Source organism: Paenibacillus massiliensis 2301065 = DSM 16942 (assembly GCF_000377505.1).
In the GTDB taxonomy this organism is placed as follows: Bacteria; Bacillota; Bacilli; order Paenibacillales; family Paenibacillaceae; genus Paenibacillus; species Paenibacillus massiliensis.
Genome location: NZ_KB898203.1, coordinates 32168 through 45857, shown reverse-complemented (window position 1 = coordinate 45857; position 13690 = coordinate 32168). Strand labels below are relative to the sequence as shown.

13 protein-coding genes and 1 riboswitch are annotated in these 13690 nt (G+C 48.0%); of the genes, 5 read left to right on the top strand and 8 right to left on the bottom strand.

What is annotated here, in order from left to right:
* Positions 1 to 34: 34 nt before the first annotated feature.
* Positions 35 to 976 (bottom strand): putative sporulation protein YtxC, encoded by a 942-nt coding sequence (locus D328_RS29800; protein WP_018887842.1) that lies wholly within the window; start codon positions 974 to 976, stop codon positions 35 to 37.
* 177 nt (positions 977 to 1153) lie between these two features.
* On the opposite strand from D328_RS29800, the gene D328_RS30495 reads away from it, so the two are divergent.
* From D328_RS30495 to D328_RS0125275, 4 genes are all read left to right on the top strand, one after another.
* A complete protein-coding gene (locus D328_RS30495) occupies positions 1154 to 1516 on the top strand; it encodes a hypothetical protein (protein WP_018887841.1) in 363 nt (120 codons plus the stop codon).
* A 158-nt stretch (positions 1517 to 1674) separates the two neighbouring features.
* Positions 1675 to 2172: a cation:proton antiporter regulatory subunit gene (locus D328_RS0125285; RefSeq protein ID WP_018887840.1), complete on the top strand. Its 498-nt coding sequence runs from the start codon at positions 1675 to 1677 to the stop codon at positions 2170 to 2172.
* The gene (locus tag D328_RS0125280) at positions 2173 to 3393 is read left to right on the top strand and encodes a cation:proton antiporter (RefSeq protein ID WP_018887839.1); all 1221 of its coding nucleotides are present in this window, start codon (positions 2173 to 2175) and stop codon (positions 3391 to 3393) included.
* Between the two features lie 35 nt (positions 3394 to 3428).
* The gene (locus D328_RS0125275; protein ID WP_018887838.1) at positions 3429 to 4352 is read left to right on the top strand and encodes a YitT family protein; all 924 of its coding nucleotides are present in this window, start codon (positions 3429 to 3431) and stop codon (positions 4350 to 4352) included.
* A 299-nt stretch (positions 4353 to 4651) separates the two neighbouring features.
* Here D328_RS0125275 and mqnC read toward each other — a convergent pair whose 3' ends face one another.
* The 4 genes from mqnC to metA form a co-directional block, all read right to left on the bottom strand.
* Positions 4652 to 5788, bottom strand: a complete 1137-nt coding sequence (gene mqnC / locus D328_RS0125270) for a cyclic dehypoxanthinyl futalosine synthase (RefSeq protein ID WP_018887837.1) — start codon at positions 5786 to 5788, stop codon at positions 4652 to 4654.
* A 210-nt stretch (positions 5789 to 5998) separates the two neighbouring features.
* A complete protein-coding gene (locus D328_RS0125265; protein ID WP_018887836.1) occupies positions 5999 to 7180 on the bottom strand; it encodes an aminotransferase class I/II-fold pyridoxal phosphate-dependent enzyme in 1182 nt (393 codons plus the stop codon).
* The gene (locus D328_RS0125260) at positions 7177 to 8361 is read right to left on the bottom strand and encodes an aminotransferase class I/II-fold pyridoxal phosphate-dependent enzyme (RefSeq protein WP_018887835.1); all 1185 of its coding nucleotides are present in this window, start codon (positions 8359 to 8361) and stop codon (positions 7177 to 7179) included. The genes D328_RS0125265 and D328_RS0125260 overlap by 4 nt, the downstream gene beginning before the upstream one ends.
* A gap of 55 nt (positions 8362 to 8416) precedes the next feature.
* The gene (metA, locus tag D328_RS0125255; RefSeq protein WP_018887834.1) at positions 8417 to 9334 is read right to left on the bottom strand and encodes a homoserine O-acetyltransferase MetA; all 918 of its coding nucleotides are present in this window, start codon (positions 9332 to 9334) and stop codon (positions 8417 to 8419) included.
* Between the two features lie 116 nt (positions 9335 to 9450).
* Positions 9451 to 9566: riboswitch (SAM riboswitch) on the bottom strand.
* Positions 9567 to 9983: 417 nt separating this feature from the next.
* On the opposite strand from metA, the gene corA reads away from it, so the two are divergent.
* Positions 9984 to 10919, top strand: coding sequence for a magnesium/cobalt transporter CorA (corA, locus tag D328_RS0125250; RefSeq protein ID WP_018887833.1), 936 nt, complete (start codon positions 9984 to 9986; stop codon positions 10917 to 10919).
* Between the two features lie 74 nt (positions 10920 to 10993).
* Here the strand turns inward: corA and D328_RS0125245 are convergent, their stop codons facing one another.
* From D328_RS0125245 to D328_RS0125235, 3 genes are all read right to left on the bottom strand, one after another.
* On the bottom strand, positions 10994 to 11995 hold the full coding sequence (locus D328_RS0125245; RefSeq protein ID WP_018887832.1) for an HRDC domain-containing protein: 1002 nt from the start codon (positions 11993 to 11995) through the stop codon (positions 10994 to 10996).
* A 151-nt stretch (positions 11996 to 12146) separates the two neighbouring features.
* Positions 12147 to 13019, bottom strand: coding sequence for an ROK family protein (locus tag D328_RS0125240; RefSeq protein WP_018887831.1), 873 nt, complete (start codon positions 13017 to 13019; stop codon positions 12147 to 12149).
* A 1-nt stretch (position 13020) separates the two neighbouring features.
* Positions 13021 to 13689 carry an MOSC domain-containing protein gene (locus D328_RS0125235; RefSeq protein WP_033413711.1) on the bottom strand — a complete coding sequence of 223 codons (669 nt, stop codon included), beginning with the start codon at positions 13687 to 13689 and terminating at the stop codon, positions 13021 to 13023.
* Position 13690: the final 1 nt, after the last annotated feature.

Genomic DNA, 13690 nt, shown 5'->3' with positions numbered 1-13690 from the left:
CCAGTCCATGATTGCTGTCTTCATCATCGCTTTTTCAACAGTTATTATAATTGCCCCATTCTTTTCCGTCAAGATGAAGTTCGTAATCCACGGCATAGTCAAGCCCATCCTTGTGCATATCGGCTTTTTCGTAGATCTCCACCTTATTCTCAAAGATGTTCAGCACCGTCTGAATGATAGCTGCACCCGGCTCGTCTGTATACAGCAGAATTCGGGCAGGCGAGATCGATATCAGGCTGCTGACGATCATCTCTTCCATTCCGATCCCAAGCTCCATCTCCGGAAGCTCTACGATGATATCATGGGCAGGCTCCATGCTCACAGGCTCCATCTTGGCATCAAGTATGGTGAATTGGCTGGCTCCCTGATGAATCACATGCACCAGCGGAATCATGCTTTCCTGGAAAAAGACGAAATACTTGAGTAAGCCCATAAATTCCTCATACTGACGATCCGCCCAAAATTCTTCCAGTGAAAAGTCCACAAGGTCTTGAAGAGCTAGCTTGTATGCCTGTAGTCGAAAGCGAAGTAATCCCTTAAGATGCAATTCAGCATTCTCTCTCAGAGCAGATTCTACACCTAACATCAAAAAATGATGACGCTTTTGGCTCATTTCGTTCGTATGATGAAGAAGAGACATACAGTGCTGCTCAATCCTTACGTACTCTTCCTCTTCAAGTCCAGCTTGCTGATTGCGAATCAAGCTTGACACCACAGGTCGCTCCAGCGAGTACTCCATATAATCAGCAAGCAGGCTCGACAAAGCACGAATGAGGCGGGGCAAGCAGGTTAACGAAGATATGGCCGGGTTCGCACTGCTGCATCTCCATACGGCACTATCCTGATTTCGGTTGTAGGAGAACAGCAACTCCTGACCAGGAATATGTAATTCCTTCAGTCGGCCGCGAATCATTTGGTAAAATTGCTCTGCATCCTCAGGGCCTTGGATATCCGTCCAGATCGAGAAAAGCTCCATATGCTCACCCCTTTCATTTTCTGGTTACAGTATATGGTGAGGAAGTGGCGGTTATACGAGGTAGACTGCTGGAAGAGCGGTTATGAATTGAATAAACCTAAATATTTATGGTAAAGTTAAAGTAAGCGTTCCTAGCTATTTGTCTTTATTTGAATTTTTCACAAAAGGAGGGGGAGTATGATGATTCGTTGGCGTATATCGTTATTTGTTCTTTTGAGTGTAGTCCTGACTCTGTCATTTCCCGCTCCTTTCACAGCTCAGCACAATGAAACCCAGGAACTTGTGGAGGCTACAGATATTTCACGAAATGAGCAGCGTGAGACGCATCAGCGTCCTGTCGTTCGTACACCCTCTCATACAGTGTCCATCATCAAGAATATATCGCAAGCCAGCCCATTATTTATCATCATGACTTGGTTATGTCTGTTTACGATTCCCAGACCTTATTTACCTTTTATTCCGATTATTTCGATTAGGAAAAAGCTTGATTTTCTTCAGCCTATAAAATACACGTCTAAGTTCGTGGCAGCTATGGCATAGCCGTACTTAATTTGTCGGTTCAGGAGCTTGACAGTCGTGTAATACATTACTGAATTCAATGTACCACTTCATTTATTTACTACTGATATGACGTCAAGTATGGCTTATTATTCATTGTTCCAACAACTAACATCACTCTCTAGGAGGCACATTTTATAATGGATATTCGTGAAACTATTTTGCCCGGAATCGGAATGAAGTATCAGTTGGATGGGGCTAGTGGCGACCGGATTGTCGTGATCATTCACGATGACGGAAGACGAGAGCTGTATCACTTCGAATACGAGGATTTGGAGAAAAGCATCTCCATGATTACACTTGAGGACCAAGAGGCCCGTCACCTTGCAGCCATCATAGGTGGCATGACTTATAAGCCAAAGCAACTTGAAAGTGTCGAGATGGCCTTTAACGATCTGATTATTGAATGGTATAAAATTGAACCACAATACGCTTCTGCTGGTAAATCGATCGGGGAGCTGAACGTTCGTCAGAACTCTGGTGTATCTGTCATTGTCGTGATGGAGGATCAGAAGACCAAGCACATCAATCCGGGACCGGATTCGGTACTGAAAGCCAATTCTACAGTACTTGCGGTGGGCGAACGGGATCAGCAGAAGCGCTTCAAACAAATTCTAATAAGTGGAGCGGGTGATTGAATGGACCATCTGATATTTGAAGTTGGTCTAGCGCTGGCGTTGATAGCGGCATCCGGTCTGCTCGCTGCCAAGCTGCGCTTCTCTGTAATTCCGTTTTATATCCTCATTGGAATGGCTGTCGGTCCCCATGCCATGCAAATCTGGCATCTTGACTTCAGATTCATTGAAAGCGAGCCCTTCATTGCGTTCATGGGCCGTATAGGTATATTGTTCCTGTTGTTCTATCTTGGATTGGAATTCTCGGTGGGACGTCTGATCAAGTCCGGACGTTCCATCGCCGTTGGCGGTACGATCTACATTGCCATTAACTTTACTCTAGGGCTGGCACTGGGCTTTGTAACAGGGTTCCCTGTTGCTGAAACCCTCGTTATTGCTGGTATTACCACGATTTCCTCCAGTGCGATTGCTGCCAAGGTATTGGTTGACCTTAAGCGAACCGCGAATCCTGAGACTGAGATGATTCTAGGTATTATCATGTTCGAGGATGTATTCCTCGCCGTGTATATCTCCATTCTTTCCGGGCTCGTTCTGAGTAACTCCTCATCACTTGGGGGTGTGCTCCTATCCGCATCGATTGCCCTCGGCTTCATGCTTACACTGATTATCATCGGACGTAAGGCTGTTCCCCTGCTGAATAAAGTCCTGAATATTCGGTCCAATGAATTGTTCTTGCTCGTTATTTTCGGCGCACTCTTCCTCGTGGCAGGCTTCTCTGAGACTATTCATGTTGCAGAAGCTATAGGTGCATTGCTCGTAGGACTGGTACTTGCCGAGACAGAGCATGCCAAGCGAATCGAGCATCTCATTATTCCATTTCGCGATTTCTTCGGTGCTGTGTTCTTCTTCAGCTTCGGACTATCCATTGATCCTCTCTCACTCGGAGGAACCGCCGTTTGGCTTGCCCTTGCAGCTGTAGTCGTTACACTGTTCGGAAACTTTACAGCCGGCATGCTGGCTGGACGAACGGCTGCTCTGTCGCCACTAGCCTCGGCAAACATAGGGCTGACCGTTGTAGCTCGTGGTGAATTCTCGATTATTATGGCTAATCTGGGACGTGAAGGTGGGCTTCTGGCCATTTTGCAGCCATTTGCTGCCATATATGTACTAATCCTTGCCATTATGGCACCAATATTGACCAAACAGTCAAAATCAGTATTCAATGTCCTTAATAAAGTATTCCGATTCAAGGACCATCGGCCCAAGCGACAGGAAAGGGCCTGATCAGAATCCATCATATATAACGGGGAGGTAAGGCTATGAAGCATCCTCCTGGGAAAGACGTTGAAGCTTCGTCGAAGTTCACCTTGTCATCCCTAAATCCGTATCCGTTACTGTATGCAATTGTTGGTGGTATCCTTGCTTCTGTAGGCCTGGAGCTATTCCTGCATCCCAACCAGATTGTAGTTGGCGGGATGACTGGCGTCTCCGCATTAATGTCACATGCCGCAGAAGTGAAGCTTGGTTTATTTTTATTAATACTGAATGTACCACTTGTTAGTCTGTATCTGTACTTTGTTCGCAAATCCGGACCTTGGTATGCCTTTCCAGGATTGCTTGCCTTTGCAGGGACAGCGCTCCTGCTGGAGCCTGTTCCTGCTTTGAGCGAGCATACGATTATCGCTGCAGTCGTGGGCGGGATCACCCTTGGCTTTGGCGCTGGTCTTGTAGCACGTTCAGGAGGACTGCTGGATGCCTTGGAGTTGCGAGATGCTGAATTCCGTAGCAGCAGCCGGCTGATTATACTACATAAGAGTCTATCTATGGAGCAAATCGCGGCCCTGTTTCAAATTCTCGTACTTTCGGCAGCTGGCCTCATGCTGGGCTGGGAGCAGGCCTTATACTCAGCCGTTGCTTGTCTGGCTGCCTTTGAGACGGCCCGATTCATGTTAACTGGTCTATACCGTCACATGTATGTCAGAACTGCAGCTGCGACTGATACGAAGGCAGTGCTGCAAAGGATGCTGCATCTCGTTCCCGTTCCTTCCCTCCCAGCAAGTGACAAGACGGCTCTGATCCAGGATCAGGAGCAGCATAACAGCGAATATGCTTCTTCTGGAGGCGAAAGCAACAGTATTGTCTATAGGGTGCATGTTCTGGATTTGCCACGCTTCAGGGCAATGATTCGTGACCTGGACCCAGGTGCGGATATCGTTTTTGTGAGAAAGGCAGAACGATCATAGCAATTTTTCACCGGGTGAATCAATTTCATATACCTTTAGCTGCTTCAATCAGAACTAGATATAGATCAAAAAAAGGTTTAATTTTGTCTATATCTAGTTACAAAAATCAATGTTGAATGAGTTAAGAAATTGATTTGGGTACAGAATAATAGCTGTTCTTGAGTAATTGTAATGAAAGCTTAAGTGTACGGAAGCTTAATATTAGAACACAAAAAGGCTTGTGCAGTAAGATGAATGATGATCGTCATTCTCTTACCTGCACAAGCTTTTTGTTATTCTTCGTCTGAAGGTGGTCGGTATTAATTTTGCATGATAAAGTCGCGTTCTGCCTGCTTCGATCCATCAAACATACGCAGGATGTCATAGCGTGTATTCCGTTGAGCCGGAGTATTACCTGTCTCACGAATGAGCTGCAGTATCGAGTCGATATTCACCTTATAGGTAGCGCCCGCGGCCGATACGACATTCTCCTCAATCATGGTGCTGCCAAAGTCATCACAGCCATAGCGCAACGAGAGCTTGCCGATCTCAGGTCCCATCGTGACCCAAGAGGATTGCAGATGCTTGATATTATCGAGAACAATCCGACTGATTGCTACAGTCTTCAAGTATTCCTCGGGTGTCTGTCTCTCCAGCTTCAGGTTCGTATTATCCGGCTGGAACGTCCACGGGATGAATGCGAGGAAGCCCTCGGAATCATATTTGTTGGCAATGCACTCATCTTGGGCATCACGTACCCGCATCAGATGCAGCGCTCGCTCCTCCATGGATTCGCCCAAGCCAATAACCATCGTAGCGGTCGTGTTCATGCCAATGCGATGAGCTGTCTTCATTACGTCCATCCAATCTGTCCAGGAGCCCTTCAGTCGGCTGATCTTACGCCGCGTCCGGTCATCGAGAATTTCCGCCCCACCACCTGGCAACGAATCCAGACCCGCTTCATGAATTTGCCGGATCACCTCTTCCAGTGTCAGGCCATCCGAGACCTCCTTCATTTTCTGAATCTCTGCCGGGGAGAAGGAGTGCATCGTAATATCCGGGAAACGTTCCTTAATTCGTCTCAGTAGATCCGTGTAGTAGCTGAACGGCAAATTGGGGTTCGTTCCCCCTTGCATCAGAATTTCAGTTCCATTCACATCCTGTGTCTCTTGAATCTTCTGGAAGATCAATTCATCTGGCAATACATATCCCTCGTCCGAGCCTGGACGGCGGTAAAAGGCGCAGAACCGGCAATATACATCACAGACATTGGTATAGTTAATGTTGCGCCCAATTACGAAGGTCTTGATCGGGTCTGGATGCATCCGATTCATGATGACATTGGCTGCTTCCCCAATCTTCTCTACCTCATTGGATTCAAATAATGCAATGGTGTCCTCTAGATTCATACGCTCGCCCCGCAGGGCTTTATCTAAGATACGATCAATCGTACTCATTCTTAGGTGCCTCCTATCCTGTATTCCATAACTGAAAATTAAATTAGAACTGTGACGCTATCTACAATGCAACCTATGATATATGAAAACTTTCTTACTATTCTCCATCGTAACACAGGTCGAATGTGAAAAACAGCACCTAATCTAGGTGCTGTCCGAAAATTCATAAAATTAATACTATAAATAAATAAGATTCAAAGCCGCTCAGCACTACTCGCTGAGAGCCTGATCCAGATCCTTGATCAGATCTTCAATACCCTCCAGCCCCACAGAGAAACGAAGCAATCCATCTGTGATGCCGCGTTCCTTGCGAACCTCTGGAGGCATTGCTGCATGGGACATCATTGTCGGATAGGACAGGATACTCTCTACAGCACCCAGGCTGACGGCTACAATCGGTAGCTGTACCTTGTTCAGGACCTGCTTGGCTCGCTCGCCGCTACCCACATCAAATGATACTACTGCACCATAACCGCTCGATTGCCGCTCATGAATGTCCCGACCCGGATGGTTGGCCAGCCCAGGATAGTACACGGCAGAGATATCTGAGCGCTGACTGAGCCACTCAGCCAGCCTTGCCGTACTCTTCTCACTGTGCACCATCCGTGCCTCCAGCGTCTTCATTCCCCGCATCAGTAGCCAGGATTCCTGTGCCCCTAGCACCGTACCGAGTCCATTCTGCAGGCGTTTCAGCTCCTTAGCAAGCTCTTCTGTACGAGCTACAGCGAGTCCTGCCAGCACGTCACTGTGACCTCCCAGGAATTTGGTAGCACTGTGCAGTACAATATCTACACCCAATTCCAGCGGCCGCTGATAGTAAGGTGTCATAAACGTATTGTCCAGGAACGTAATGAGTCCATGCTCCTTCGCCCAGCCAGTTACTGCTGCAATATCTGTAATCTTCAGCGTCGGGTTGGATGGAGTCTCCATATAGACCGCCTTAGTATTCGTTCGATAGGCGGACTTGACCTGATCCAGATCAGTCATGTCCACGAACGTCGTCTCAATATTCATGCGACTCAGAATCGTGGTCAGCAGTCGGTAAGTCCCTCCATAGACGTCCTCTGTCACGATGATATGATCTCCCGCCGAGAGCATCATGAAGGAGCTGGAGATTGCAGCCATGCCTGAGGCGTACGCGAAGCCCTGAACACCGCCTTCCAGGAGTGCAATATAGTCCTCCAGTGCCTGACGGGTCGGATTACCCGAACGGCTGTAATCATGTACTGGCGGATTAAAAATATCATGATGATGGAACGTAGACGCTTGATAGATGGGCACACTTGATGCCCCGGTCGTCTTGTCTATCTCGGAGCCGAAATGAAGCAGCTTCGTACCGAAATCCAGTGCTGCGCGATCCTTGCCTGTATTTCTGTTATCCTCTGCAGTCATTCCGCATTTCCCTCCTCAACCTCGCGACGCGCGGCTTCCAGTGCCTGCCCCAGATCCTGAATCAGATCATCAGCATGCTCAATACCAACGGAGAAGCGCAGCAAGCGATCATCGACCCCAACAGCCTCACGGATCTCCAATGGAATGTCTGCATGCGTCTGAACTGCTGGATAAGTCATCAAGGATTCCACTCCTCCAAGACTCTCTGCGAAGGCAATCAGGCGAATATGTCTCAGGAGTGGTTCTACATAGCGAGCATCGGTTACTTTAAAGGAGAAGATGCCTGTATTGCCACTGGACTGCTTGGACTGGATATCATGTCCTGGATGATCAGCAAGTCCTGGATGGAATACCTCGGCCACAGCCGGGTGTGTAAGCAGATAATTGGCAATCTTCAGAGAGTTGTACTCATGGCGCTCCATACGCAGAGCGAGGGTCTTCATCCCTTTCATGAGCTGATAAGAATCGCTAGGTGACAGCACCGCGCCAATGGAGTTATGAAGGAAGGCCATTTCCTCGGATAGCTCCTTGCCCTTCGTGACGATCAGGCCTGCCAGTACGTCGTTATGTCCACCCAAATATTTGGTTGCACTGTGAATTACAATGTCTGCTCCTAGCTCTAACGGACGTTGGAAATACGGTGTGAGCAGGGTGTTATCCACGATGGTTAATAGCTCATGCCGCTTCGCCCAGGAGGTGACTCTTTCAATATCTGTAATCATCATCAGCGGATTTGTTGGCGTCTCAATGAATACTGCCTTGGTGTTCTCCCGTCTGGATTGCTCCAGAGCATCGATATCATTCGTATCCACATAGGTTGCTGTTACGCCGAACTTGGACAAGATCCGCTCCAACAAACGATAAGTTCCTCCATACAGATCGAGCGATACAATCAGGTGATCACCTTGTCCAAATAACGAGAATATCGTCTGCAGCGCAGCCATGCCTGAAGCACAGGCAAAGCCAGCATCCCCGGACTCCAGCTGTGCAGCCGCCTCCTCCAGTACTTTGCGCGTAGGATTGGTCGTACGAATGTAGTCAAAGCCTGTGCTCTGTCCAAGACGTGGGTGGCGAAATGCGGTAGCTTGGTAGATCGGGAAATTCACCGCTCCTGTCTTCGGGTCGTTAATGGAACCAATTTGTGCCAGCCTGCTCTCGATCTTCAACTCTCTGTCATCCATATGAAATCCTCCTGTCACCTGTATGAATTTTTAATGATTATACTATTTCTTCTGGTTAAATCTGAGGTCCGATATCGTATGGAGTCTCTTGGTACACATAATAATTCAACCAGTTGGAGAACAGCAAGTTCGCATGGGCACGCCATACAGACGGTGGTGTGCGGGTCGGATCGTCTTTCGGAAAATAGTTATAAGGCAGCTTGACCTCAAGCCCTTTAGCCACATCACGGTCATACTCCCACTTCAAGGACAACGGATCATATTCTGAATGACCAGTTACGAAAATCTGCTTGCCGTCCTTGGTGGCAACGATATATACGCCCGCATCCTCCGAGTAGGACAGTAGCTCCAGCTCTTCAATGGATACAATGTCTTCACGTCGAACCTCGGTGTGCCGGGAATGAGGAGCATAGAACAGCTCGTCGAACCCGCGAAGCAGCTTCACATGGGGCTTCTCAACACTATGCGAGAATACGCCGAAGCATTTGTCCTCCAACGGATACTTAGGAACACCAAAATGATGGTATAGACCCGCCTGTGAAGCCCAACATATGTGCATGGTTGAAGTCACATTCGTCTTCGTCCAGTCGAAGATTCGCTGGATTTCATCCCAATAGTTCACATCCTCAAAATCGAGCTGTTCCACCGGAGCCCCTGTAATAATCATGCCGTCAAATCGGGTATTGCGAATCTCATCGAAGGTCTTATAGAACATATCCAGATATTCCTGGGACGTATTCTTCGATACGTGTGATTGAGGGTGAACCAACGTTACATCTACCTGCAACGGGGTATTACCGATCAAGCGCAGCAATTGGGTCTCGGTTGTTTCTTTGGTTGGCATCAAATTGAGTATCGCAATGCGGAGCGGACGAATATCCTGATGGTAAGCTAAGCTTTCGTCCATGACGAAAATGTTCTCTCCAGCCAAAATCTCTTTGGCTGGTAACGTGTCGGGAATCTTGATAGGCATGTGCCCTCTCCTCCTTCGTATAATGAAATTAATCTGAGTTGTGAGCTGCGAGGATTAAAAAAAATGACCCTTCCCAAAGTTTCGAGAAAGGTCATGTTTATACTCCATATACGCCTCTCTCATCTCTCAGACATGTCATCATAATGACATGCTGCAAGAATTAGCACCGTGCGACGTATCGCCGGTTGCCGGGCTTCATCGGGCTAGTCCCTCCACCTGCTCTTGATAAGAAATTGACTTGATTCATGCTTATTCAATTAGTAATGCAATCAGTAATTCAATTACATTCATCATACTTGTTCATAATTATACACATATTGTTCTGTTGTGCAAGAAGAACGTGTGATTTGACCCTTGAAAGCCGCAGGTGTCGAGGGTTATACTATACAAGTGCTATGGACTAGAGTCCTTGTACACATACTAATTCCAGATGAGAGGTGACATCATAATGGAAGGCGACCCGAGCTCGAACAGGCGGACGAACCTAGATAACTATATAGGAATGAGCCTTGCTTGCCGGAGACGGGATACCTATGCCTGCCCAGGCTTCTTAATTGATGTCGGTGCCCGTATGTAATCTGGTCCATGCATCGCTCATTTCTTATGTGATTGACAACCGCTTGTGGCGGGAACATAAGGAGTGATTACGATGAAAATTCGTTTGGTACAGAACGGGGTCTTTACCCCTATTGATGATATTGCTATGACCGTTACACCACCTGAGGAAGGCTTCTTTTGGATCGATGCTGATGTCGATGATCTAATTGTGCTGCAACCCCTCTTCTCCATGCATGATCTGGCTGTGGAGGACTGTCTCAGCGAAGAGGAACAGCGCCCCAAAATTGAGATTTACGAGAGCCATTATTTCATTGTTGTAAATAGCATTCGCTTTGATGATGAGGAAATCTTCCTACGTGCACTCAATATTTTTCTCGGAAGACATTTCATAATTACCGTGACCAAGCAGAAGATCAATGAGCTTCGGATGCTAAAGCCGATTCTATGGGAGCAGGAGGTTCATCAGCCTGACCGTTTCATGTACCTGCTCATTGACTTGATCGTTGATAATTACTTCACGGTCGGTGATCGTATCGAGGTGCGCATCGAGAAGCTGGAGGAAGATATCCTCATGCATACGAAGAAGACGCATCTGAATGAAATCATTGGACTCCGAAGTGAGATTTTGTGGTTGAAAAAGGTACTTGGTCCACAGAAGGAAGTTATCAATACCCTGAATAAACGTGATTTGCGTCTCATTGATGATCAATTACAGAAGTATTTCAGCGACATTTATGAAAATGCGGTAAAAATTTCCGAAACCTTTGAAACCTATCGCGATCTGATGGGCAACCTTCGAGAAGCTTATCAGTCAAGTATTGCGAATCGTGCGAATGAAATCATGCGCGTATTTACAGCCATTACGACGATCTTCATCCCATTAACACTGATTACAGGTATATACGGAATGAACTTCGACAACATGCCTGAGCTGCATACACAGCATGGTTATTATGTAGTGATCGGACTTATGGTGCTATTAGGAACCATCATGTATCTCATCTTCCGCAAGAAGGACTGGATTTGAAAGAAACGATACAGGACGGACAGCTGCTCTAGCTGAATCCGTCCTTTTTATTTAGTTGATCACGCTTGATTCATTCATTGGCAAGCTACGATCGGTCGGTCAGTTCTCCTGTACCGAATCCGAATCAGACGCAATCGCTCATAACGATCACTATTACGCACCTCAGCATGCTGCTCGGTCCCATATACTTTATGCAATACGGGCTTGAGGTATTGATCCCCCAGCTCTTCGTAGGCTGACCAGACGGCATGCTGCTCATCCTCAGACATCGGTGTCAGCTCCTGCATGATCAATGGCTCCAGATTACAGCCGTCACGTGCCAGCTCCTCTAGCAAATCCAACAGTTCACGCCTTGGCAAGCCCGTGCTCTGCCCGAGCTTCTCCAGTCCCTGACCATCAGCTATGCCTTGTAGCACGCATCTTCGTTGGTTGAATTGATCCAGCTCCAATTTATATTTAAGCTCCTTCTGCTTGTAGCTCCAATTCACGAATAGCTGCGGATCCAGTTCCTCCTGAACCCAGTCCAGTGGAAATGATCGCGGCTGCTCCGCACGAGCCGTCAGCTCCAGAATTTCTTTGCCATAGGTCACCAGCTTGCTATCTCCCATCCCTGGTAGCTCTAATAGCTCAGAATCCGTTCTCGGGACAAATGCGCTGATCAATCGTAACAGACGGTTGCCAGCAATCATATAGGGGGCACGTTGATCACGTGCAGATCGGCTACGCCGCCAAGCAACTAGCTCTGCGTATAGCTGTTCATTACTATGCAGCTCACTATAGCAATACAGCTGCTGAATCCCTTTGACACGTCCGCTACTATCATCATGCTCATGAAAAACCCCCTCTAGCAAAGGTCGATATCCAGCTGACAGCTTCTGCGCAAGCTGATACCGGTAGATGCATAGCAGCTCTGACCAATTTCCACCCTCATACCAGATTTCGTTTCGCTCCTCTCCCGTATCCTCACTCCAGCCCGTACTCCATAGTCCGTCCTGCTCCCCGATCCAGATCTGGGCGAATGCTTCCGCCTCTTGGCCATCGTCCTTGTGCAGCCTGTTCAAGAATACAATCTCCATGTCGTTCGTTCCTCCTGTTCCACATCAAAATATATACAGATAAGCACAAAAAAAGCACCTCCCCTGCCATTGGCAAGAAAGGTGCTTCCCTTATCATTCCGTGCTGTTCTGTTACTGTAATAATACTCTGTTCATGTCCAATCGTCAAACGTTAGCGTGCAAGATTTGCCAGAGCCAATGCTCCGGCCAGTCCAGCGTTGTCGCCAAGGCCTGGAGGTACGATATACTGATCAATATCCGTAGTCAGTGCTGCATGCTGTACATATCCGTTCAACAGCTCCTGCAGCTTGGTGCGGATGAGCGGGAACAGCTGCTCCTGCTTCATCACGCCACCACCCATAATAATCTTTTGTGGTGACAAAATAAGTACATAATTCATCAATGCCTGTGCCAGGTAATAGGCTTCCATCTCCCAGGCAGGGTGATCTGCAGACAGTTCCGCTCCCTGCACATTCCAACGTCTGCCAAGCGACGGGCCAGCTGCCAGTCCCTCCAGACAATCCTTATGGTACGGACAAGTTCCCTCATAGGAGTCATCCGGATGACGGCGCACGACAATATGTCCCATTTCCGGGTGCGACAGACCATGCAGTATTTTGCCGCCGACTACAGCACCTACACCGATTCCCGTACCAACCGTAATGTAGATACAGTTGTCCGTGCCCTTGGCTGCTCCCCAAGTCGACTCACCTAGAGCCGCACCGTTAACATCGGTATCGAAATTCATCGGCACGTCAAAGTGCTCCTTCAGCTTGCCGATCAGATTGTAATTTCCCCAATGCGGCTTCGGAGTCGTAGTAATGTAACCATATGTATGACTGCCCACAATCGGGTCGATCGGACCAAAGGAGCCGACACCGATGGCTTCGACCTGTTTTCCCGTAAAATAATCAACGACCAGCTTCATCGTCTCTTCCGGTGTAGTCGTCGGAAAGCTAACCCGTTCCAGCACCTCGCCCTGTTCATTTCCAATTCCACATACAAATTTGGTACCGCCTGCTTCAATGGCTCCCAATACCTTCATTCTATCGTTCCCCTTCCCCTGCTACTCGCTTGTACAATGAATCCTTCCAGCTGCTTGACAAGGCATCCAGTTCCATCAGCGCTCTGGCCTGCTCAAGATCATTCTTCTCATGATACTTGACCCGGTTCGCCCTCATTACGGTAAATGGATGCTGAGGCCGCTCCAGTAGCTCTAGTGAATCTCCCTGTGCGACCTCGCCTTCCTCCAGCACTCTGAAATAATAGCCGGTATACCCGGTCGATTGAAAGCGAAGCGGGAGCTCCTTCCAATCATACCGAGCCGCCAGCTTGAAGCAAGGCTGCCTTGGCTGACTTACCTGAACTACGGCTTGCCCAATGCTGAAAATATCTCCAATATAGACATCGTCCTCTAAGGCCCCCTGAAGAGACAAATTCTCTCCGAAGGCACCAAAGGTAAGCTGTCGCCCCATCTCTTGCTCGAATAAGGGGTAACGGTCGATATCGTAGATGCATACAGCCTTATCAGGACCTCCATGGTTAATGAGATCCGCCTGACCATCTCCCGCAACACCAGTACGAGTAAGCATTACTGAATGCTGTACCGGCTTCTTATGAATGCCGCTTAGTATCTGCTTGCCACCATACTGCAGCGGTGATGGCATGCTCACATTCACCGACATGACTTTAGCATCAAGCTCAGTCACATGCATC